This window comes from Enterobacter sp. E12 (assembly GCF_014596715.2).
Classification (GTDB): domain Bacteria; phylum Pseudomonadota; class Gammaproteobacteria; order Enterobacterales; family Enterobacteriaceae; genus Enterobacter; species Enterobacter bugandensis.
The window spans coordinates 2,995,955-3,017,398 of record NZ_CP115601.1 but is presented as its reverse complement, the minus strand read 5'-3'; the positions used below and the strand labels follow the sequence as shown (position 1 = coordinate 3,017,398).

At 56.6% G+C, this 21,444-nt stretch carries 17 protein-coding genes and 2 tRNA genes; 10 read left to right on the top strand and 9 right to left on the bottom strand.

What is annotated here, in order from left to right:
* Window positions 1–139 precede the first annotated feature (139 nt).
* The 3 genes from IB212_RS14435 (at window position 140) to ldtA (ending at window position 4,270) form a co-directional block, all read left to right on the top strand.
* A complete protein-coding gene (locus IB212_RS14435) occupies window positions 140–571 on the top strand; it encodes a universal stress protein (protein ID WP_045629804.1) in 432 nt (143 codons plus the stop codon).
* A gap of 47 nt (window positions 572–618) precedes the next feature.
* Entirely contained in the window at window positions 619–3,312 is a 2,694-nt protein-coding gene (locus tag IB212_RS14430) for a cation-transporting P-type ATPase (protein ID WP_188246119.1), read from the top strand.
* Window positions 3,313–3,373: 61 nt separating this feature from the next.
* Window positions 3,374–4,270 (top strand): L,D-transpeptidase, encoded by an 897-nt coding sequence (ldtA, locus tag IB212_RS14425; protein ID WP_041909198.1) that lies wholly within the window; start codon window positions 3,374–3,376, stop codon window positions 4,268–4,270.
* 94 nt (window positions 4,271–4,364) lie between these two features.
* Here ldtA and IB212_RS14420 read toward each other — a convergent pair whose 3' ends face one another.
* Both IB212_RS14420 and IB212_RS14415 read right to left on the bottom strand, forming a co-directional pair.
* Window positions 4,365–5,693: an IS4 family transposase gene (locus IB212_RS14420; RefSeq protein WP_409033779.1), complete on the bottom strand. Its 1,329-nt coding sequence runs from the start codon at window positions 5,691–5,693 to the stop codon at window positions 4,365–4,367.
* A gap of 159 nt (window positions 5,694–5,852) precedes the next feature.
* Window positions 5,853–5,928, bottom strand: a tRNA-Asn gene (locus IB212_RS14415).
* Between the two features lie 320 nt (window positions 5,929–6,248).
* On the opposite strand from IB212_RS14415, the gene nac reads away from it, so the two are divergent.
* The 3 genes from nac to IB212_RS14400 all read left to right on the top strand — a co-directional run bounded on the left by nac (window position 6,249) and on the right by IB212_RS14400 (window position 9,661).
* Window positions 6,249–7,166 carry a nitrogen assimilation transcriptional regulator NAC gene (gene nac, locus IB212_RS14410; RefSeq protein ID WP_163332530.1) on the top strand — a complete coding sequence of 306 codons (918 nt, stop codon included), beginning with the start codon at window positions 6,249–6,251 and terminating at the stop codon, window positions 7,164–7,166.
* A gap of 96 nt (window positions 7,167–7,262) precedes the next feature.
* Window positions 7,263–8,213 carry an HTH-type transcriptional regulator Cbl gene (gene cbl, locus IB212_RS14405; RefSeq protein WP_041909200.1) on the top strand — a complete coding sequence of 317 codons (951 nt, stop codon included), beginning with the start codon at window positions 7,263–7,265 and terminating at the stop codon, window positions 8,211–8,213.
* Between the two features lie 161 nt (window positions 8,214–8,374).
* Window positions 8,375–9,661, top strand: a complete 1,287-nt coding sequence (locus tag IB212_RS14400) for a hypothetical protein (protein ID WP_188246001.1) — start codon at window positions 8,375–8,377, stop codon at window positions 9,659–9,661.
* Between the two features lie 159 nt (window positions 9,662–9,820).
* Here IB212_RS14400 and IB212_RS14395 read toward each other — a convergent pair whose 3' ends face one another.
* The gene (locus IB212_RS14395; RefSeq protein ID WP_188246000.1) at window positions 9,821–10,741 is read right to left on the bottom strand and encodes a LysR family transcriptional regulator; all 921 of its coding nucleotides are present in this window, start codon (window positions 10,739–10,741) and stop codon (window positions 9,821–9,823) included.
* 141 nt (window positions 10,742–10,882) lie between these two features.
* Here IB212_RS14395 and IB212_RS14390 point away from each other — a divergent pair, with 141 nt between their 5' ends.
* The 4 genes from IB212_RS14390 to IB212_RS14375 all read left to right on the top strand — a co-directional run bounded on the left by IB212_RS14390 (window position 10,883) and on the right by IB212_RS14375 (window position 13,147).
* Window positions 10,883–11,272: a RidA family protein gene (locus tag IB212_RS14390; protein ID WP_045629800.1), complete on the top strand. Its 390-nt coding sequence runs from the start codon at window positions 10,883–10,885 to the stop codon at window positions 11,270–11,272.
* 48 nt (window positions 11,273–11,320) lie between these two features.
* Window positions 11,321–12,280 carry a zinc-binding alcohol dehydrogenase family protein gene (locus tag IB212_RS14385; protein ID WP_188245999.1) on the top strand — a complete coding sequence of 320 codons (960 nt, stop codon included), beginning with the start codon at window positions 11,321–11,323 and terminating at the stop codon, window positions 12,278–12,280.
* Window positions 12,281–12,556: 276 nt separating this feature from the next.
* Window positions 12,557–12,814 (top strand): antitoxin, encoded by a 258-nt coding sequence (locus IB212_RS14380; protein ID WP_153657100.1) that lies wholly within the window; start codon window positions 12,557–12,559, stop codon window positions 12,812–12,814.
* Window positions 12,815–13,147, top strand: a complete 333-nt coding sequence (locus tag IB212_RS14375) for a type II toxin-antitoxin system PemK/MazF family toxin (protein WP_045629798.1) — start codon at window positions 12,815–12,817, stop codon at window positions 13,145–13,147.
* Window positions 13,148–13,201: 54 nt separating this feature from the next.
* Here IB212_RS14375 and IB212_RS14370 read toward each other — a convergent pair.
* The 6 genes from IB212_RS14370 to IB212_RS14345 all read right to left on the bottom strand — a co-directional run bounded on the left by IB212_RS14370 (window position 13,202) and on the right by IB212_RS14345 (window position 21,408).
* Window positions 13,202–13,277 (bottom strand) — tRNA-Asn (locus IB212_RS14370).
* Window positions 13,278–13,441: 164 nt separating this feature from the next.
* Window positions 13,442–15,631, bottom strand: a complete 2,190-nt coding sequence (locus IB212_RS14365) for a TonB-dependent siderophore receptor (RefSeq protein WP_045629797.1) — start codon at window positions 15,629–15,631, stop codon at window positions 13,442–13,444.
* Window positions 15,632–15,657: 26 nt separating this feature from the next.
* Window positions 15,658–16,983 (bottom strand): lysine N(6)-hydroxylase/L-ornithine N(5)-oxygenase family protein, encoded by a 1,326-nt coding sequence (locus IB212_RS14360; RefSeq protein ID WP_041909209.1) that lies wholly within the window; start codon window positions 16,981–16,983, stop codon window positions 15,658–15,660.
* Entirely contained in the window at window positions 16,980–18,722 is a 1,743-nt protein-coding gene (gene iucC, locus IB212_RS14355) for an aerobactin synthase IucC (protein ID WP_317616881.1), read from the bottom strand. The genes IB212_RS14360 and iucC overlap by 4 nt, the downstream gene beginning before the upstream one ends.
* Window positions 18,719–19,666 (bottom strand): GNAT family N-acetyltransferase, encoded by a 948-nt coding sequence (locus IB212_RS14350; protein WP_041909213.1) that lies wholly within the window; start codon window positions 19,664–19,666, stop codon window positions 18,719–18,721. The genes iucC and IB212_RS14350 overlap by 4 nt, the downstream gene beginning before the upstream one ends.
* Complete coding sequence (locus IB212_RS14345) at window positions 19,666–21,408, bottom strand: IucA/IucC family siderophore biosynthesis protein (protein ID WP_041909215.1); 1,743 nt, start codon at window positions 21,406–21,408, stop codon at window positions 19,666–19,668. Before IB212_RS14345 ends, IB212_RS14350 begins: the two co-directional genes overlap by 1 nt.
* Between the last annotated feature and the right edge of the window lie 36 nt (window positions 21,409–21,444).

Here is a 21,444-nt window from a genome sequence, read left to right as displayed (position 1 = left end):
GCGCTAAACCTGAAATTCCTGTGCTACGTTTAATATTATTCATCTCTTTTACCGTAACTGGCATTAAGGGCAACCCCCTGCATTTAATGCGTTTTTTGCTTCATTCACTCTCATGTTGGTTATAAAAAGGATGCTCGATATGTATAAAAACATTCTCGTTCCGGTGGATGTCTACGAGACAAGCCTGGCGGATAAAGCGTTGCAGCATGCACAGTTTCTGGCGCAAAGCGCATTGGGTGACATTCATTTGCTGCACGTCATGCCAAAATTTTCAGCCGAGCTGACGCGCGGTTTTATTTCAGATGCGCGAAAGATGGATGAATATATGATTAATAATTCAAAAGAAAAACTGTCTGACCTGGTCAAAAAATTGAATATGCCAGAAGAGCGCGTTCACCTCCATGTTCGTAGCGGAAATGTTCGTGATGAGGTTATTAAGCTGGCGGATGAACTTGCTGCTGGCGCGATTATCGTCGGCTCCCGCAATCCAAATATTCAAACCCATTTGTTAGGATCGGAGGCGGCAAGTATTGTCCGTTACGCCCATGTTCCTGTTTTCGTTATTCGTTAATTTCATGAAAGCAAGGTGATTTCTGAATAGAACCTGAGGAAGTAACAATGAAAACAGGAAAACCTGAACGTCCGTATTATCAACAAACCGTTGATGAAACCCTGTCGAATATCCACTCCACTCTGGAAGGACTTAGCGGCACTGAGGCATCAGCCCGACTTCAGCAGCATGGTGAGAATGCGTTACCGCAAAAAAAGGGTAAACCCGCCTGGCTGCGCTTCCTGGCGCATTTTAACGATGTACTGATTTACGTTCTGCTGGTGGCCGCGTTGCTTAAGCTCTTTATGGGCCACTGGGTAGACATGTTTGTGATCCTCGGGGTTGCCATCATTAACGCGCTGATCGGCCATATCCAGGAGAGCAATGCTGAAAAATCGTTGCAGAGTATTCGCAATATGCTCGCCAGCGAAGCCGTGGTGGTACGACAGGGGAATCATGAAACGATCCCCACCACGTCGCTGGTCCCGGGTGATATCGTGGTGATCCGCGCCGGGGATCGTATCCCTGCGGACCTGCGCGTAATTGAAGCGCATAACCTTCGCGTGGAGGAGGCCATCCTGACCGGCGAATCCACCGTTGTTGAGAAAAACAGCGATGCGTTAAGCGGGGAACTGCCTTTAGGTGACCGGTATAATCTGCTCTACTCAGGCACCACCGTCAGCTCCGGCGGCGGTAAAGGCGTGGTGGTGGCAACCGGGGGCGAGACCGAGCTTGGCCACATCAACCAGATGATGTCCGACATTGAAAAGCACCGCACGCCGCTGATGGTGCAGATGGACAAGCTCGGTAAGACCATCTTCATCACTATCCTGGTGATGATGGTAGCGCTGTTCGTCTTTAGCCTCCTGTTCCGGGATATGCCGGTTTCTGAACTGGTACTGTCGCTTATCAGCCTCGCCGTTGCCGCCGTGCCGGAAGGCCTGCCGGCCATCATTTCCATCATCCTTTCGCTTGGCGTACAGGCCATGGCGCGTCGCAAGGCCATTATTCGCAAGTTGCCCACGGTGGAAACCCTGGGCGCAATGACGGTCATCTGCTCGGATAAAACCGGCACCCTGACGATGAATGAAATGACGGTCAAAGCGGTGATTACCGCTGACACGACCTATCGCGTGGAGGGCGACAGCTACGAACCGGTGGGGAATATTCACCCCGTAGATGACCCGACGCCCGTCAGCGTGACCCAGGGTTCTCTGCTGGAACGCTACCTGCGCACCATTGACCTCTGCAATGACAGCCAGCTGATCAAAGACGAGCAGGGGCTGTGGAAAATCACCGGAGGGCCAACCGAGGGCGCCCTGAAGGTGCTGGCGGCAAAAATCCCGCTCCCACCGCTTGATACCGAAATGCGCAGTAAAATCCCGTTTGATTCGCAGTATAAATATATGTCCACGCTGTATCGGCTGGGTGATGAAGAGGTGATTTTAATTACCGGCGCGCCGGACGTCCTGTTCCGTCTCTGCCAGTACCAGCAGACGAATGACGGACAGCAGCCGTTCGATCAGCCTTACTGGGAAGGGAAGATTGAAGAATATGCCCGGGAAGGGTTGCGCATGGTGGCTGCGGCCTGGAAACCTGCCCACGAGGGACAACGCGAGCTGGATCACCCGGACCTGCAGGATGGCGTGATCCTGCTCGGTATTGCAGGAATGATGGATCCGCCGCGTCCGGAGGCCATTACCGCGATTGCCGACTGTCTGCAGGCCGGGATCCGCGTGAAAATGATCACCGGCGACCACCCGCAAACGGCCATGAGCATCGGGCAAATGCTGGGGATTGGTAACGCCGCAAGCGCGATCACCGGACGCGAGCTGGAGGCGATGGATGACCGTCAGCTGAGCGACGCCGCGCAGCAGTATGATATTTTCGCCCGAACCAGCCCGGAGGATAAATTCCGCCTCGTGCAGGCCCTGCAAAGTAAACAGGAAGTGGTGGGCATGACCGGGGATGGCGTAAACGATGCCCCGGCGCTCAAGCGGGCGGATGTGGGTATCGCCATGGGGATTAAGGGGACTGAGGTCACCAAGGAAGCCGCCGACATGGTGTTAACGGATGACAACTTTGCCACCATTGCCAGTGCGGTCCACGAGGGACGGCGGGTTTACGATAACCTGAAAAAAACGATTCTGTTCGTTATCCCGAGCAACATCGCGCAGGCCCTGCTGATCATCATCGCGCTGCTGGCGGGGAACCTGATTCCGCTGACGCCGGTCCTGATCCTGTGGATGAACATGGCGACGTCGGCAACGCTGTCGTTTGGCCTGGCGTTTGAAGCGGGTGAGAAGGACATCATGAACCGGCCACCGCGTAAGGCGAATCTGCATGTGATGGACGGCTACGCCATCTGGCGCGTGGTGTTTGTCGGTCTGATGATTGCCATTAGCGCCTTCGTGCTGGAAGCCTGGCTACAGCCGCGCGGCTACTCGGCGGAATTCATCCGCACCGTGCTGCTGCAAACCCTGGTGACCGCGCAGTGGTTCTACATGCTCAACTGTCGCGTTAATGACGGCTTCTCGCTGAGCAAAGGTCTGCTGGCGAATAAAGGGATTTGGATCGTGAGCGGCGTACTGCTGGCGCTTCAGCTTCTTATCATTTACGCCCCGTTCATGCAGATGCTGTTTGGTACCGAAGCGCTGCCGTTCCGCTACTGGGTCATCACCTTCCTGATTGGTTTTGTGATGTTCCTTATTGTCGAGGCGGAAAAAGTGCTGACGCGCAGATGGCGCAAAACCGAGGCGTAATAGCGTAAACTGAGAAAGCCTGCCTGAGTCCAGGCTTTCTCTTTTTTGAGCACAGGAAATTATGATGCGATTTACCTGGTTCGTCCTTACGCTGTGTGCCGCTGTACCCGGCGCGTTTGCCGTAACCTATACCTTACCGCCGGAAGGCAGTCGGCTGGTGGGAACCCCGATTACCATCACCGTTCCCGAGCGCAATACGTTACCGCTTGAGGCCTTTGCTGCACAGCACGGGCTGGGGCTCAGCAATATGCTGGAAGCGAACCCGGGCGTGGATCCTTTTTTGCCCAAATCCGGCACCCGGCTGGTCATTCCTCAGCAGCTGATTTTACCCGACACCGTGCGCGAGGGGATTGTCGTTAACGTGGCGGAAATGCGTCTCTACTATTATCCGCCGGGCAGCAATACCGTCGAAGTATTGCCCATCGGCATTGGTCAGGCCGGTCGCGAAACCCCGCGTAACTGGGTCACGGCGGTTGAGCGCAAGCAGGAGGGCCCCACCTGGTCACCTACGCCGAACACGCGTCGTGCCTATGCGGCAGAGGGGAAAACGCTGCCCGCCTTCGTGCCCGCCGGGCCGGATAACCCGATGGGGCTGTATGCGATATATATCGGCAGGCTATATGCCATACACGGCACAAACTCCAATTTCGGCATTGGGCTGCGGGTGAGCCAGGGCTGTATTCGTCTGCGTAACAACGACATTAAATATCTTTTTGATAACGTCCCCGTGGGCACCCGCGTGCAGCTTATCGATCGGCCCGTTAAGGTGACCACGGAGCCGGACGGCAGCCGCTGGGTGGAGGTTCACGAACCGCTGTCGCGTAACCGGGCGGAATTTGAATCGAGCCGGAAAGTGCCTCTGCCCATCTCCGCCGCACAGCAGACACAGTTGATAAACGAGGGGGCGGGCGCTGAACTGGAACGGCGGTCGGGGATGCCGGTTAAAATCGGCATGTGAGGGCATAGTGCGGGCTGGTGCCCTCACCCCAACCCTCTCCCACGGGAGAGGGGGAACACACTAAAAACGGCAACCTAGTTGTAATGCCAGTCAGTTAAGCAACTGACTGGCTTTTTTTCGGGGCTGTGGGGTATCTCCAGGGCCTTTCCTTTACCACCCTCGGGAAGGCCCTTTCCCTTCTTGTCGGCAACTTTACCAGTTGCGCCATGCTTTCAAGATCACGCATCAGCTCCGGGATACGCCCTGGTGAAGCGCCCTGCAGCGTCATCAGCATTCTCATGACCATGCCGCATGATTCTGAGAAGCTCAGCTGATTCGGCCAGTATCCTTTCAGATGGCCCGCCATTTTAATCATCTGATATCGCACCAGATTATACGCCAGTAACACGCCCCATAACTCCTGCTCCACAAGCTCCGGCTTTTTACTCCTCAGCGTCAGCCTGCTCAGTTGCATCGTTTGTTTTATCTCCCTGTACCCCAGCTCTATTTCCCAGCGATGGCTGTACAGGTCTGCCATTTCTCCTCCGGGATAGCGCATGGCGTCCGTCATCGACGTCAGCAGATGGCTGGTTTTCCCTTTGCGCGTTACGGTCAGCAGGCGGGCTGTCATCTCATCTCCCAGACCCGGCCATTTTTTTCGTGCCTGTGGGCTGGTTTTCAGCTTCACCAGATAGTCGCCTTTACCCAGCTTTCTGACCTCTTCATACTGTGCTCCCTTTCTGAGCGGGAGCATCCAGTGACGGTGTTCTCCCGCCTGGCTCCACGCATTCAGCAGCCCCAGCGAGTAATAGCCTTTATCCATTAACGTCAGGGTGTTATCGCCGGTCTGCTCTATCAGTTGCTCCGCGAGCTCATTTTCGCTGTTTTTCATCGTGCCGAAGGCCGCTGCCGTCAACAGATGGCTGGTCAGTTCCATCTGGCAGACCATTTTTACCTGCGGGTAGAGTGCCGGGTTTCCGCCATGCGTCTGGCGGGGAAAGGCGCTATCGTTTTCCGGCGTATCCGGTGTGCGCCAGAACACACCATCGATGGCCAGCAGTGTCAGGCCGCACCAGTGCGGATGCGGTGTGGCGTTATGCCAGAGCTGCGCTGTTTGCGTGAACACGCGGCGGATGGCTTCGCTTCCCAGCCGCTGACGGGCCTGGATCACGGCACTGGGGGCAACGAACGGACGGTTGCCGGGTAACATGATATCCAGCCGGTTAACTATCTGATGAACCGGCTCCTTACGCTCAAGGGCCATACCGATAATGCACCAGACCATCATTTCCAGAGGAAGGCGCCGTTTGCGTAACGTGACGGTGCCGGATTCTTCAAGGCAGCGGGAAATCAGTTCCGGGTCAAGATAGTCGCCCAGAGAAGTCAGAGGGTTACGCAGAGAATCGTAACGTGATACCAGATCAAGAGCCTGTCCAATGTGCATAAAAAAATCCGGAAACGGGTAAACATTTCCGGATTCTTACACAGCCACTGGATCGGTCAACCGATCCTTAACTGATCGGTATTACAACCTAGTTGCCGTTTTGCATTTACCTTGCGCAGAAAAGCAAAAAGCCTGCTTTAAAAGCAGGCTTTTCAAATTTGGCTCCTCTGACTGGACTCGAACCAGTGACATACGGATTAACAGTCCGCCGTTCTACCGACTGAACTACAGAGGAATCGTGTGAACGGGGCGCATATTATCGACCTGCGTTCGCCTTGTCAAAGGGTGGATCAACGCCTTTTGATCGTTTGCTGACAAAATCGGCAATATGATGTTTTTGACAGCGGAATGCACCGTAATGGTGCGGATATACCTCTAATGGGGCAGATCGTAAACTGCTGTTTCAGTAATAAATTACCCCTCCATGATTAGGTTTCCTTATTTTCAGGCGGTTAGCGAACAATTCAGACCGCACGATAAAAGTGGCATTCATATTGCAAAACCTGTTCAACAACGACAGCCGGTTCCGGCAATGCATTTCGAACAGGGGGCAAAATGAACTTAAGACGACTGAAATACTTCGTAAAAATCGTCGATATCGGCAGCCTGACTCAAGCGGCAGAAGTGCTGCACATCGCGCAGCCTGCGCTGAGCCAGCAGGTGGCTACTCTGGAAGGCGAGATGGATCAGCAGTTACTGATCCGCACCAAACGCGGCGTCACGCCAACGGAAGCAGGCAAGATCCTGTATACCCATGCCCGCACTATCCTGCGTCAGTGTGAACAGGCGCAGCTGGCGGTGAACAACGTGGGCCAGACCCTGAGCGGGCACGTTTCTATCGGGCTGGCGCCGGGAACGGCGGCGTCCTCTATCACCATGCCGCTTCTGCAGGCCGTGCGCGCCGAGCTGCCGGAAGTGCTGGTCTATCTGCATGAAAACAGTGGTTCTGTACTGAATGACAAGCTGCTCAACGGCCAGCTGGACATGGCGGTCCTTTACGATCGCTCCCCGGTTGCCGGGATCACCAGCCAGCCGCTGCTCAAGGAAGATCTCTACCTCGTGGGCACCCGCGACTGTCCGGGCCAGAGCGTCGATCTTACCGCCGTGGCAGAGATGAACCTCTATCTGCCGCGCGACTACAGCGCCGTGCGCGTGCGTGTGGACGAAGCGTTCTCCCTGCGCCGCCTGACGGCCAAAATCATCGGCGAAATCGACTCGCTCTCCACGCTGACCGCGGCCATTGCCAGCGGAATGGGTGTCACCGTACTGCCGGAATCCGCCGCGCGCTCGCTGTGCGGTGCGGCAAACGGCTGGATGGCGCGGATTACCACGCCTTCGATGAGCCTGCCGCTGTCGCTGAACATGTCCGCTCGCGGCTCGCTTTCGCCGCAGGCGCAGGCGGTAAAAGAGATTTTAATGTCGCTGGTCAGCAAGCCGTCGCTTGAGAACCGTGAGCTCCAGCTCGTGAGCTGATATTCCATAAAAGCATAAGATGCTGGTTTTTATTATTTGTTCTGCAGCTCGGCTGACTCTAACAATAGAGCTATGTCAGATGCGCCGGAGTGAATCGTGAATTTCCAGCAACTTAAAATTATCCGTGAGGCGGCCAGGCGGGACTACAACCTGACCGAGGTCGCCAATATGCTTTATACCTCTCAGTCCGGCGTCAGCCGCCATATCCGCGAGCTGGAAGAGGAGCTGGGCATAGAGATCTTTATTCGTCGCGGCAAGCGGCTGCTCGGCATGACGGAGCCGGGTAAAGCATTGCTCACCATCGCGGAGCGGATCCTCAACGAAGCCAGCAACGTGCGTCGCCTGGCGGATCTCTTCACCAACGATGCCTCCGGCGTGCTCACCATCGCCACCACCCACACCCAGGCGCGCTACAGCCTGCCGCCGGTGATCAAAGCCTTCCGCGAACTTTTCCCTGACGTCCGTCTGGAGCTTATCCAGGGCACGCCACAGGAAATTGAAGGGCTGCTGCAAAACGGTGGGGCAGATATCGGCATTGCCAGCGAGCGGTTGAGCAACGACCCGCTGCTGGTGGCGTTCCCCTGGTTCCGCTGGTACCACAGCTTATTGCTTCCGGTCGATCATCCGCTGAATCAGGTCTCTCCCCTGACGCTGGAAGACATTGCGAAATGGCCGCTGATTACCTACCGCCAGGGGATCACCGGACGCTCGCGCATAGACGAGGCCTTCAACCGTAAAGGATTAACGCCGGACATCGTGCTGAGCGCGCAGGACTCTGACGTGATCAAAACCTACGTCGAGCTTGGGCTGGGCATTGGCCTGGTGGCGGAACAGTCCAGCGGCGAACGCGAAGACGGGAACCTGGTGCGTCTTGACACGCGTCATCTGTTTGACGCCAACACCGTATGGCTGGGCCTGAAGCGCGGGCAGCTGCAGCGCAACTATGTGTGGCGCTTTATCGAGCTGTGCAATGCCGGGCTGTCGGTGGACGAGATCAAACGCCAGGTCATGGAGCCGGAAGAAGTGGCGATTGATTATCAGATTTAATAATCCAACTTAGACAAGCAGTCTGTTATCGTTTATGCCCGGTGCGTAAGTATCGCGGCATAAATTTTATGAAGTATGCATGCAGGAATAAATACTGAATATTGATAGCAAAAGCTTAGGCGTGTTAAAAATGGAGGCTAGGTCGATGCCGGGAGGGCACAATGGCAAATGTTATTCATGATTTTATTTATGATATCTGCCACTCAGGAAATCTTGAGGCAGCTGTTCAACAATATGCACTCTATTACCACTATCTTGACGATTATACCTTCATTTTTGCAGCGGAGAAAGGTGCGACTCCGGGCTTATCGGTTAACAGGAACTTCAGCAGTGGTTCTGCCGTGCGTAGCTTATTCAAAACGCCGCATGTGTTTATTCTTACACCAGACATATTCAGAGAAATGTTTATCTCTGGTAACCGCGTTACATTTCCCATCGACTATTCTATCTCGCTCGATACGCAGGTATTAAGTTATCTTAAGCCTTTCTTTGAAGGGCAAAGATCGCGACTTCCCGATGATTTTGAAGAAATTTTTGACTTCATCGCCAGAGAGGAAGTCAATGTTGATCCTTTGCTGTATGAACTCGAAAATCTTTGTAATTTTAGCGATCTCAATAAACAGGAAAAAATCTTCGAACGCATTCGAGCTTATGAGATGTTACGCAACCTGGATGTTGCGGCTTGGCAGCAGCATAGGCAGTTAAAATTTAATGTGTCTGAACAGGAAATTATAGCTAAAACGCAGCAATATATGGCACGTAAAAATTATGAGTTTATAAATAAGTCGCTAATGGAAGAGCTGGTTCGTGACTATAATCGCTTATATGTATATGTGTTAAAAATGTGCGCGATTCACCTGCGGAACCCCAAAACAAGTGCTAAGCAGGTGCAGGAAAAATTACTCGAACTGCTAGAATTTACTCACAATGAAGCCCATTTCTTTGGCATTAGAGAGATTTTGCTCGCTAAGCGTTTTTTTGAAAATGGTTCTAAGGAAGCCTTTTTTCACAAAGTGAACCGTAATACGGCGGGATTTTGGGAGTACGTTAGAGGTATGGCCTGGGATCTACGCCATCAGCGCTTTCTCGAATTTGTTATTACCTTAAATATTGATAAAAACGCGGCATTCTTTTTTCCCGCAATCTTAACCTGTGATAAAAAATTCATTGAAGTTCTGGATGCTCATAGCGTCAAAGTCATCGTTTTTAATAACAAAACTAAAGAAATTCTTCCATTTTATGATGTTGATTTTATTGAAGAGATAGCGTCATGCGGTGAGCGAGTCAAAGAACGATTAACTTTGCTCTCTACCGAAGAATACCAGTTACAACGTCGCCAGTATCAGGAAGGGCCAGACTATCTTCAATCGTTGGTTAAAACACTCGAAGCCGAACTTGAGGGCATTTGCGGTATTGCCTGTGAAAAGAATCCGCTTGGTAACTATTAGTGAGTCACAGATGCAAAAAGCCGGCTTCAAAAGCAGGCTTTTCAAAAATGGCTCCTCTGATGGGTTCGACTTTGCCAGTAACAAACAAATAAATATTTCCCTTTCTGTCAAAACCGCCTGAATGACCACCAATCGGCGGTGATGAGCGAATAGATGTAGTCACTTAATGGTAGAAGTAGGGACATGCTGCTGCATCAACTCAACAATCCATTCAATAAAAACGCGCAGTTTAGCGTTGACATGGCGGTTAGGCGGGAATGCCAGGTACAGGGGCATTGGAGCGATACGCCAGCGTTCAAATAGCGGAATCAAGGCACCGCGAGCCTGATGTGCTGCCGCCATATAGACCGGCAGCGCAATCACGCCCAATCCCGCTAGCCCAGCTTCGAGGTAAGCATTGCCATCATCCACAGCAAGCACATAGTTGCCCGTAATTTCAATACGTTCACTCTCACCGTGCAGCACCAGAGGATCAATCTTACCGGTGCGTGAGGACAAGAATCCCACGATGCGATGGTCCGTGTTTTCCAGCTCTCGCGGATGCGCGGGGGCACCGAGGCGTTCCACATAACTCGGTGCGACGTAAACACCGATTTGCAAATCGCCAACATGGCGCGCGATCAGTGACTGGCCATTGATTTCGCCACCCCGCAGGACGCAATCCACGTTGTCACCGATCAGATCCACCACCCGGTCACTTACGCCCATGTCAAACTGGATATCAGGGTAGCGCGCGTGAAAAGCCGGTAGCGCGGGCACCAGCACAAGGCGGGCGAGAGGAGTGGGCACATCCACCCTTAGGCGTCCCCTGGGCGTCATCGCCGCACTGGACAGGCTGTTTTCTGCATCTTCCATGTCCGCCAGCAGGCGGATAACGCGCTCGTAGTAGACCGCGCCATCGGGAGTGACGCCGAGCCTGCGGGTGGTGCGATGGAGCAGCTTGACGCGCAGGCGCGCTTCCAGCTGCTGAATAAGCTGCGTCACCGTGGTTTTGCTCATATGGAGCGTTTGGGCAGCCTTTGTGAAGCTGCCTGCCTCCACCACGCGAGCAAAGGCGCGCATCGCATCAAAACGATCCATCCCATGTCCTCTCTTTTCACCGATTGTTTGGATATTACAAACAATGATGGACAAAGTCGCCTGTTTATCCCTCTGCTTCAGCAGCTGTAAAGTCTCTTTACGTTCACCGGGCAGAGTTCGCCCCATTACAAAGGTACAAATATGACAACACGCGAAGCCGTTTTTCCCTTCGGGCGCCAGGCGCTCTATGAGCGCAATCGCTATTCACCCGCCATCAAATCTGATGGCTTCTTGTTTGTTTCGGGGCAGGTGGGTAGCCGGGAAGATGGTTCGCCTGAAGAGGATATTAAAGCGCAGATCCGTCTGGCGTTTGATAACCTTAATGCTGTTCTCACGGCTGCCGGCTGCACGTTCGATGACGTAGTTGACGTTACCCTTTTTGTGGTCGATCCCGAGTCAAACCTCGACGCTATCTGGAGTGTCCTGCCAGAATACTGGGGGGAAGCACCTTACCCAACCTTGACCGGGATCGGAGTGACGTGGCTGTACGGATTCCAGTTTGAGATAAAAGTGATTGCCAGGCTACCCTGAGCGTTACGGATCTTTCCGACGATCAAAAGGCAAGACAGAGGAAAAATTATGAAGGCAGCGGTTTATGACGTGGAAGGCGCTCCCGGCGTCCTGCAATATGTCGATGTTCCGGATCCGGTCGCAGGGCCTGACGATGTGCTGATTTCAGTCGAGGCTATCTCGATTGAAGGGGGTGATCTGATCAACCGGCGTTCAACACCGCCGCCTTTTCCTTCATGGATTGTTGGCTACGCGGCCGCGGGGACGGTGGTTGCCGTCGGGTCGAAAGTCCGTAGCCGCAAGGTTGGAGACAGAGTGACTGCTTTTAGCATGCAGGGATCGCATGCGGAACGTTGGGCTGTGCCTGCGGAACGAACCTGGCTTATACCTGACGGAGTGGATGCAGCAGAAGCGGCGGTGGTACCGATCTCCTTTGGAACAGCATATCACTGCCTCTTCACACGAGGCATGCTCCGGCACGGAGAAACCGTTCTGATTCAGGCAGCAGCGGGTGGCGTGGGGCTCGCTGCCGTTCAGCTTGCCTCACAAGCTGGCGCGACGGTCATCGCCGTGGCAAGCGGAACGCAGCGAAAAAACCGGTTGCTGGAACTGGGGGCCGATCATGTTGTGGATCGTGTAGAGAATAACGTCGTGGAGAGTGTCCGACAGGTCACTCGTGGCACCGGTGTTAACCTCGTCATCGATCCGGTAGGGACGACGTTGCCTGCGTCGCTTTCTGCACTCGCGCCGGAAGGGCGTCTCGTTTTCGTCGGTAATGCGGGCGGTGGCAGCCTGACAGCCGACTTATGGCCGGCAATGCAGTCTAACCAGACGCTCATGGGGGTATTCATGGGCCCCCTTTTTGAAAGGCCCGAGGTTCGGGCAAGCGTGGACGAGATGTTGCAGGCTGTAGCGGCAGGGCGCATCAGGGTTGTCATTGACCGCATCTTCCCCCTGGCTGACGCCGCCGCGGCCCATGAATACGCCGAGACAGCGAAACCGCTTGGCCGTATTGTTATGAAGCCATGATGGGGTTGACCTTAGCCTGGCCCCCACAATGCTCCCGATGCGGAAGCCGCCTCGCATTTCGTTTATCCGATCCGCCATAATTCTTTTAACCGTAAAAACAGTTTTTTATTATCAGCCTTCTTAGTGACGCAATTCGTTCCCACCAGCGCTGCCCTTCGATGGATAACGGCTCTCTGCCCACTTAATTACGAAAAGGAAATCACCATGAATCTGATGAATAATTGCGCACCTCCTGGCATGAATGTTATATTAAAATATAATATCAGGAGGTGCGCTATGTATAAAACTCGCCTGAAAAAGGTCGGCGGATCCATCATGTTGGCGGTTCCTCCCGCCGTGTTGAAAACGCTGGAGCTGTCGATGGACAGCGAAGTCGGCATGACCATCAACAATGGCTGCCTGATCATTGAACCCCAAAAACGGCCTCATTATTCGCTTGAGGAGCTGCTGGCGCAGTGCGATCCGCACGCTGAAATGAGTGAAGAGGATCGGGAATGGATTGATGCGCCTGCGGTGGGCAAGGAGATCCTGTAAATGGACAGAGGGGAAATCTGGCTTGTTTCACTGGATCCGATTGCTGGCCATGAGCAAAGCGGAAAACGTCCGGTTCTCGTCGTGTCGAAGGCATCGTTTAACAAGCTGACCCGGCTACCGGTAGTGGTTCCCGTCACCAGCGGCGGTAACTTTGCTCGCACGGCAGGTTTCACCGTTTCACTGGAAGGGGCGGGGACAAAAACGATGGGCGTTATTCGCTGCGACCAGCCCAGAACTATTGATATGGCTGCCCGAAACGGCATGCGGCTGGAACGCATACCTGATGCTGTTATAAATGAAGTGCTTGCCAGGCTGGATGCAATTCTGAGTTAGCATCAGAGACGCAGAAAAGCAAAAAGCCTGCTTTAAAAGCAGGCTTTTCAAATTTGGCTCCTCTGACTGGACTCGAACCAGTGACATACGGATTAACAGTCCGCCGTTCTACCGACTGAACTACAGAGGAATCGTGTGAACGAGGCGCATATTATCGACCTCGGTACGCCTTGTCAAAGGGTGAAAACGCGCTTTTTGTTCGTTTGCCGACTATTTCAGCAAATCGCTGATTTTATAGCAAATTCGCGTTGAAATTACTCAACGAAATGCGCCGCCCGCAGGCGGCGCGAAGGATCAGAACAGCACGGAGTAGTTCAGACCAAACGTCCGTCCGCGGCCTTTATAGGTGTACAGGCCCGGTGCACCGTAGGTTGGGCTATACAGTCCCGGCGCGCGCTGGCCCCAGGCGGTGGTGTAGTCTTTGTCCAGCAGGTTTTCCACGCTGAAGCTGACTTTCCCCACCGGCAGGGCGTAGCTGCCCAAGAAGTCGACCGTGTTATAGCCATCGATCTTCTTGCCGTCAGCGTCAGACACGTCAAAGGTCTGCGTGCTCTGCACGCGCAGGGTCCAGTCGCCCGGCGCCCAGTTCACCCATGCGCTGGCTTTCGACGGGCTGGCGCTGTCGACCGTCAGCTTCTCCCACTTCCCGTTTTCGCGGGTTTCAGACTTGATGGCGTTAAAGTTCGCGCCGGTGCTCCAGTCGCTGTCGGTGAAGAAATAGTCCACCTGGCCTTCAATCCCGTAGATACGACGCTTGTCGTCTTCCAGGTTGATGGTCATATCCGTCTTGTTGATGGTGATGGTTTTATCCGAGAGCGAGTAATACGCCGCGACCTGCGTGCGCAGGTTGTCGCCGGTGAAGCGCCAGCCCAGCTCGTAGGCGTTGACCTTGATGCCGTCCAGCGTTGAGTCGTTGACGTTCACGCTGTTCAGCAGGCGATAGTGGCCGTTGCTGAGTTGGTAGGTGCCGGAGCCGTAGTACTTCGCCAGGTCAGGAATTTCAAAGCCCTGGGAGAAGTTAAACCACAGTTGCTGCTGTTCGGTCAGACGACCGAGGATCCCCGCGTTAAACAGGAAGTTGTTGTAATCGGTTTTCCCGCCCGGCACCGCGTCGGCGGAGGTGGCTTTCCCGGTGGCGATGGCTTGCTGCTGGGCGTAGCCAACAAAATCATCCACCTTGTTTTCGGTGTACTGGTAGCGCACGCCGCCGCTCAGGGTGATGGCGTCAATGTCGTAGCTCGCCTGCAGGAACGGAGCGAGGTTGGTGATGCTGTAACCCGGATAACGGCCCACGTTGTAGGCGTTGTCCAGCTCCATGCCGCCGCTCGCCGCCGCTTTGCTCAGGTCAAAGAACTGCTGGTTGGCATCGAACGTTTCGTGGTCGGCATCGACACCCCAGGTCAGCGTCAAATCGTCCACCGGCTTGCTGTTCAGCGTCAGCTTGCCGCCGTAAAAATCGGTTTTCTGCTGCGACGCGCCGATGCTGCTCACCACGCCTTTGGTCAGGGTCGGGAACGGGTAGTAGGTCAGGCTCTCGTCACGGTAGTAAATCTGCGCGACCAGATCCTGGCCCCAGAAATCAGTATTGGAGTACTGCAGGTTAATCAGATGGCGCTCGGTGCCCGGCACGCGGTCAGAGTCGAGATTACCTTTGTTGTATGCGGTTGCATCCCCCGTTACCGCCGAGAAGTTCTTCCCGAGATACAGCCCATGCTTGCCGTCGGACTCGCTTTTGTAGTACTGAGTGGTCAGCTGCAGCTGCTGGTGATCGTCAATATTGAGGGTGCCTGTGCCCATCACATCGATACGGTCGGAATACTGTAAGCCGGTCTGGGTGTTGTCGATGATCACCTCGTCGCCGTTGCCGTCATACCAGCCGCCGTAGCGCTGATACGACACCGACAGACGGCCGGAGGCGTTGTCGTTGCCGCCGCTGACCGCAGCCGACACGTTCTCATCGTGGTCATTGTGGCTGTTAAACCCGCTTTTTGCTCCGGTCTGGAACTCAACTTCGGTCTCCGGCTGGCCCTTTTTGGTGACGATGTTCACCAGGCCGCCGGTGCTGCCGCCGCCGTACAGTGACGTGGCGCCGGAGATGACTTCGATACGGTCAATGTTGAACGGGTCGATGGAGTCGAGCTGGCGGCTGTCGCTGCGGGACGAGTTCAGGCGTACGCCGTCCACCATCACCATCATGGAGCGGCCGCGCAGGTTCATGCCGTAATTGGTACGCCCCTGGCTGCTGACGTCCATACCCGGGATCAGCTGCGCCAGCACCTCTTTAATCTCTTTCCCGCCCTGAACCTGCTGCTCGATCTCAGAGCGTTCAATGACCCAGGTGGTCTGCGCCATCTCGGCCACGCTGCGGTGCGCGCGGCTGGCAGAGACCACGATATTTTCTTCCTTTTGTTCTTCCGCCCACGCAGAGGTAGAAAGCATTGCAAGCAAGCAAGGATTTAAAACCCAAAGATGAGAACGTTTCATTGTTATGTTGATCCTGATTGTGTGTGTCAGTACTCAGTGGTTTTTGCTAACGATTTAAAAACCTGGCTGCTCTCCGGGCTGGTGGTGCTCCGCCAGTGGATAACGCCAGGGGTGGTGGCCAGTTCAAACGGCTCGTCGGCATGTGCGCGATTCAGAATTCGCGCCGCGCGCCAGGCCATCAGGCTGAGCTGGGGTTCGGCAATGCCGAGACGGTGCATCCCGGCGTTCACGGCGAACAGGCGGTTGCTCTGCGGACCGTCCCATTCGAGGGTGAAATCGTTGTTAATGCAGAACGCTTCGTCCGCATCCAGATGCAGGCGGTGAGACAGCGGCGCGAGGAACGCGGGCTGCACGGCGCGGTAGCCGGTGGCGAAAATCACCACGTCGCTCTCCAGCTGCTCGTGGCCGCCGTCGAGGTGATGCTGAATGCTCAGGCGATGTCCGGTTTCCTGACGCGTCAGGGTTGTCACCGAGCGGGACGGCATCAGGTGCGCCCAGGGTTTTTCACGCAGCACTTCGAAGCGGTGGTACATGGCGCGGTAAATCGCCAGCAGGGACTCGGTGGTGATGCCGTCGGAGGTCATCTTCTGCTCGTGCAGCATCTGACGACGCGCCTCTTCACCGAGCGTGGAGAAGCTGTCCACATACTCCGGCGTGAAATACTCGTTAGCAAAGGCGGCTTCATCCAGCGCGTTGTAGTTGTTGCGGCGCGAGACCCAGTTCAGGCTCAGCGGCTGGCCCCATTCGCCACGGAAAATATTCAGGAACAGGTCGGCGCCGCTCTGGCCGCCGCCGACGACGGTGACGCGCTTGCCGGCGAGATCCGGCGTGCGCAGCATCATCTCGCTGGCGTGGAAGCAGGTATCGTCCTGCGCCGTGACGCAGTCAGGCAGGTTGATCTGTTTGCCAATACCCACGCAGACGTGGCGCGCGAGGAAGCGGTCGCGCTGGGTCACCACCTCAAACAGGCTGCGTTGCTCATCAAAGCTCACCTGCTGAACCTGCTGGCTGAAGGCGAGGTTGGTGAGGTTATCCGCCGCCCAGCACAGGTAGTCCGCAAACTCTTCGCGGGAAACCGTGCGCTGCTCGGTGGTCAGGAAGCGGTAGAACTTTTTGCGCTGCACCAGGTAGTTCAGAAAGCTGTGGCGGTTGGTCGGCTCCACGGCGCTGACCAGATCCTTCAGGAAGCTGGTCTGCATGTGGCAGTCCGGCACCATCATGCCCGGGTGCCACGAGAAGTGCGGTTTACGCTCAAGGAACAGCGAGCTAAAGCCGTCCAGACCTTCTGCGAGGGCGGCGACGCTGAGGTTAAACGGGCCAATACCAATGCCGATGAAATCATAGGTTTTCATTGCGCGGACTCCCGGGAGGCCAGAAAAAGAGGGTTATCAAGATCGGTGACGTAGTTCGGCAGCATGCGGCTGCCGCCGTCGTGTTCGGAGAAGGTCAGTTTGACCGGGTTGAGGATCACGCGAATAATCTGCGGCTTAAACAGATCGAATTTCGCAAAGCGCTCCGCAAGCTCCGGGTGCGCGGCCATATAGCGGTGCAGCACCCCGACGAGGATCTGATAGAAGCGGTTTTCGCTCACGCCGCTTTGCAGCGTGAGGCGCGAAATAAAGCGCAGCACCGTCACAAAGTTGCCGGTCTGCAGGTCGTGAATGATGTAATCCGCGCTCAGGCGCGCCGTCACCGCTTTTACCTGCTCCGGCAGGCTCTGCGCCTGCGGGAAATCCTCGTCCACCAGGCGCATATCGCCCTGGAAATCCTTCAGCAGGATGCGCTGCGGGACGTAGTCCTTCATCACCAGCGTCACGTTCTGGCCGTGGGCAATCAGCGCCACGCCGTAGCGGCAGAGCAGGTGGTAGAACGGGATCACCGTTGCCTCAAACAGCTTTTCCAGCCACGCGTCGGCGCTTAACCCCGAGCGCGTGATCCACGCGTCGATCAGCGGACGTCCGGCGTTGTCGGTTTCCATTAGCGCCGCCATCAGCACCGCCTGTTCGCCGTCCTGTAAATAGCAGGATGGGTTCTCTCGCCAGATCACGCCCAGCATCTCCTGGTAGCGGTAGGGCGCTTTCGGCAGCGCCGCGTAGCCCGGATGCGACAGATACCCGGCGGCGGGTTCGCCCAGCACCTGCGCGCCAGAGCGGATCAGCGTGGCGTCAGCGGCGAACTGCTGCTGCAGCCAGCGCGAGGCCAGAGGCCCGGCGGCAATATACTTGCCCGGAATGCCGCGATAGCAGGAGGTGTTGTAGATGGTCAGCGGCAGCTTGATGTCATACGGCGCGCGGCGGCTGGCGTTGGTGAGCGTGCGCAGGGACTGCTGGGCCAGGTACTCATCGCCAAACTCGCCCAGCTCAACCATTTCACCGCGCGCCAGCTGCGCAAGAAAATGAATGGCAATTTTTTGCTGCCACTGCCACGGGTGCAGCGGCACGGGCAGCCAGCCGTCGTCGAGACCCAGCGCTTGCCAGCGAGCGTCAAACCGGGCGCGCTCGGCATCGTCCATGGTGCTGGCCAGCAGAGCGTGAATGTCGCAATCGGCGCCGCTGCTCCAGACCAGATGTTCACGCTGGACGGCGACCCAGTGCAGGCGGAAGCGCCCGCGGTATTCCGGCGCGTACTGGCGCAGCGCGTCCAGACCCCAGCCGCGGCGGCCTTTGTTGAAAATAAACTTCGGGTGTCCGCGCATCAGACACTGTAATTCGTCCGGGTCGAGGTGGATCAGCGCGTCCGCGTCCAGCGCTTCACGCGCCTGCAGCAGCTGCATGTCGCCGCGCAGCGTGGCGTAGAGATCTTCCATGTGCTCCGCCGTTTGCGCGTCGCTCATCTCCAGCACCGTCGCCAGCTGCAGCAGCGCGCTTTCCGCTTCCACGGCGGCGCCGCTGGCGGCGATCAGGCTGTCCGGGTCGATATGCAGCCAGCCCCAGATCCCGCGCGCGGCGCGAAACTGCCAGCACTCGGCGCCCATAGCGATGCGCCAGCCGTCCGATGAAACGGGCTCAGCGCGCAGGGTGCGTTCGTATTCCAGCTCCGCGAGGATCTTCGCCACCATCTCGCGGTTCACTTTCTGCCAGAGCGCGTTCACAGGCCCACCTCATTGAAGAAGCGGTGACGCTGGCTCATGATGAGGCGCGAGCGCTTGTGCGGGAAGTCGAACTCTTTCACCGTGTCGAAACCGGCGGAGGCCAGATGGCGGAACAGGCGCTGGTTGTCGAAGCGCGGCTCGGCCACGATGCGCGCGGTGCGCGGTTCATCGAGATAAAGATAGTGGCTCAGGCCGCGCAGCCAGCTGCGGATATACTGCGCGCCGCGCCAGTTTTCTTCGCCCACCAGCATGTGCAGCCCGCGGTCAAACGGCTGCCAGCGGTAGTGGCGGCCAATGCGGTCTTCTGCCGCCCAGTAGAGTTCAAAATAGCCAAACGGCTGGTCGTCGAAGCAGCCGATAACCGGGTAGCAGTAGGTTGAGTCAAGCTGGCGGCGCAGGTAGTTTTCCTGCTCGGCCTGCGGGCCCGCCATCTCCCAGAAGGCGTTCACGCGCGGGTTATTCATCCATTGAGTGAAACGCTCGCCGTCCAGCGCCACGTCCGCCACGCGGAAGCTCAAAGTGCGCTTGATTTGCGGATCGTAACGGCGATACACCTCGCCCTGCGGGCGACGAGGACGCAGCGGGAAGTACAGCTGGCGGCTCTCATCAAACTGCATCCCGCCGCTTGCCTGCGGACGTTCGCCTTGCAGCCACAGCGGCAGCTGCCAGAAGGTTTCTCGCGCCAGATAATCCCCGTGGGCCTGGCTAAACAGCGCCTGCGCCTGGGGTTCATCCTGCCAGTCCGCCCACGGCAGGGTAATGCCGGTCAGGGCCGGCGCGGCAACAAACAGCTGATCGAGGGCTTCCACCAGCCAGCCGGCCGGGATCCCGGTCAGGCGCTCCAGCACCGCGCTGCCGTCAAGACCCAGCGTCAGCGGCAGGTTTTGTTCCGTTGCGGTGCAGCGAAAGCCGTAGCCGGAATGGACGATATTCGCGATGGCCATCACGCCTTCTCCTTGTAAAACGGGTTGCTAAAGTCGAAATAGATCACCGCCGGATCGACGATGGTGTTCTCATTGCGATCGTGCAGGTAGCAGAAGAAGTTGCCTTTGCAGTTCCAGGTCGGGCTGTCGAGCACGTAGTCGAGGCAGCGGGTCTGCTTCGCCGTCGTGCGCAGCCCGGCCAGCGCGTCACGCACGCGGGACATCAGGTGCTCTTCGCTGTCGAAACCGGCGGCGGCGAGAGCGGCGGTGACCGCAAGGGTGGAGTTCAGCAGCAGGTAATAAGGGAAGTAGCGCAGCAGCTGGCTTTCACCGAAGCGGTTTTCCACGTCGGTTTCGCCCGCCTCTTTCAGCCACGCGTCGGCCCCTTCGGTCCAGGCGCTGCCCTGGCAGTCGCGGTAGATCAGCCCGACGGGGAAATCCTGCTGCATCTCAACGAGGATATTTTGCTGGTGTGCCAGCAGCACCAGACCGTAGTCCGCCTCGGCGCTGAACAGCGGAAGCAACACGCGGTCGCAGTAGGCGTCCAGCCAGCAGCGGGCGGCCTGGGCGAGCGGTAAATCCAGACGCTGGCTAAGACGGCGCACCGCTGCGGCCAGCAGGCTGTCACCGCCGTCAGGCGCGGCCTGGGTCAGGCTGACCAGCACGTTGGTCTGGGTGTCTGGCGTATCGAACAGCAGGTTAACGCGCAGTGCCATCAGGCTCTCTTCCTGAATGATGCCGCTTTCATCACGGAGTCCTGCCCAGCCGTCTTCCTGCATCACGCGCATGGTCGGGTAGCGGGCCTGTAAATCTTGCCAGCGTTCTGTTTTCGCCAGCCGCGCCAGGCGCATACCGCGCTTAACCTCTTTGACCGACAGCGTGCGCACGGAGTTGGTCAGGCGCACGCTGAGGGAGAATTTAATCATGTCGCTGTTGGTTGCGCTGTACAACGAGCGTGAGGAGCTGGTGGGCAGCCACTGTGCGCCCGCTTCACCCAGGTCCTGTAATGAACCGTTTGCCGCCAGACGCTGACACCAGTCCTGCTCCAGCAGATAGTCGGCCTGCCACGGATGCATCGGCAGCAGCCAGCGGGTGTCGGTGAAGTGGCCGAGCAGATCGGGCGCGCTCTGGGCGGCGAAGCGCAGTAGACGCTCGCGCAGAGAGACGTTCAGGCTGTCGCCGGCAACGAGCGTGCTCTCAACGGCAAACCAGCGCAGCGGGAAGCGGGAGCCGAAATCCGGCAGATACCGGCGCGCCTCGGTTTCGTTGAACGGCTCGTGGGATTTTGGCGCTGGGTGAAACGCGTGGCCCACCAGCAGCGCCTGTTCCGCTTCGGCAAACGTCAGCGGCTTGTCTCGCAGCGTTGCCCAGCCGTGGCGCAAATCAATCGCCTGCCAGGTATGGGTATGGCTTTCCAGCGCGCGCTGTTTAAAACGCGTCAGCGTATCGGCATCCAGTGAGCCTTTTACTGAGGGTTTTTCAAGAATTAAATCAATCAGTTGAGTGAAGGTGACGGCGTCACCACTGTCGCTATCGCTCTGAATAAGCGTTGCCGGGAAACGGTACTGATGGTGCTGGGTTGGGGAGAAATAGCGTACCGGAACCCGAAGGGCCTGGGAGGAAGAGAGTGGAATATGAATGTGCGCTAACTCATCCGCTGCAGCTGCGGGGAGATAGCGCCAGTCCTTCGTTTCGCGTAACAGGGCGTTTAAAAAACACTGGGCTGCAACGTCTGTACCGGCAGAGCGGGGCAGAGCACGCATAGATGTACCTCATTCCATGACTGATAATAATTCTCG

Excerpts from the sequence above, each read along its gene's own strand:
- IB212_RS14435 (WP_045629804.1), top strand. The coding sequence starts at position 140 with ATGTATAAAAACATTCTCGTTCCGGTGGATGTCTACGAGACAAGCCTG.
- IB212_RS14430 (WP_188246119.1), top strand. The coding sequence starts at position 619 with ATGAAAACAGGAAAACCTGAACGTCCGTATTATCAACAAACCGTTGAT.
- ldtA (WP_041909198.1), top strand. The coding sequence starts at position 3,374 with ATGATGCGATTTACCTGGTTCGTCCTTACGCTGTGTGCCGCTGTACCC.
- IB212_RS14420 (WP_409033779.1), bottom strand. The coding sequence starts at position 5,693 with ATGCACATTGGACAGGCTCTTGATCTGGTATCACGTTACGATTCTCTG.
- nac (WP_163332530.1), top strand. The coding sequence starts at position 6,249 with ATGAACTTAAGACGACTGAAATACTTCGTAAAAATCGTCGATATCGGC.
- IB212_RS14400 (WP_188246001.1), top strand. The coding sequence starts at position 8,375 with ATGGCAAATGTTATTCATGATTTTATTTATGATATCTGCCACTCAGGA.
- IB212_RS14395 (WP_188246000.1), bottom strand. The coding sequence starts at position 10,741 with ATGGATCGTTTTGATGCGATGCGCGCCTTTGCTCGCGTGGTGGAGGCA.
- IB212_RS14390 (WP_045629800.1), top strand. The coding sequence starts at position 10,883 with ATGACAACACGCGAAGCCGTTTTTCCCTTCGGGCGCCAGGCGCTCTAT.
- IB212_RS14385 (WP_188245999.1), top strand. The coding sequence starts at position 11,321 with ATGAAGGCAGCGGTTTATGACGTGGAAGGCGCTCCCGGCGTCCTGCAA.
- IB212_RS14380 (WP_153657100.1), top strand. The coding sequence starts at position 12,557 with ATGTATAAAACTCGCCTGAAAAAGGTCGGCGGATCCATCATGTTGGCG.
- IB212_RS14375 (WP_045629798.1), top strand. The coding sequence starts at position 12,815 with ATGGACAGAGGGGAAATCTGGCTTGTTTCACTGGATCCGATTGCTGGC.
- IB212_RS14365 (WP_045629797.1), bottom strand. The coding sequence starts at position 15,631 with ATGAAACGTTCTCATCTTTGGGTTTTAAATCCTTGCTTGCTTGCAATG.
- IB212_RS14360 (WP_041909209.1), bottom strand. The coding sequence starts at position 16,983 with ATGAAAACCTATGATTTCATCGGCATTGGTATTGGCCCGTTTAACCTC.
- IB212_RS14350 (WP_041909213.1), bottom strand. The coding sequence starts at position 19,666 with ATGGCCATCGCGAATATCGTCCATTCCGGCTACGGCTTTCGCTGCACC.
- IB212_RS14345 (WP_041909215.1), bottom strand. The coding sequence starts at position 21,408 with ATGCGTGCTCTGCCCCGCTCTGCCGGTACAGACGTTGCAGCCCAGTGT.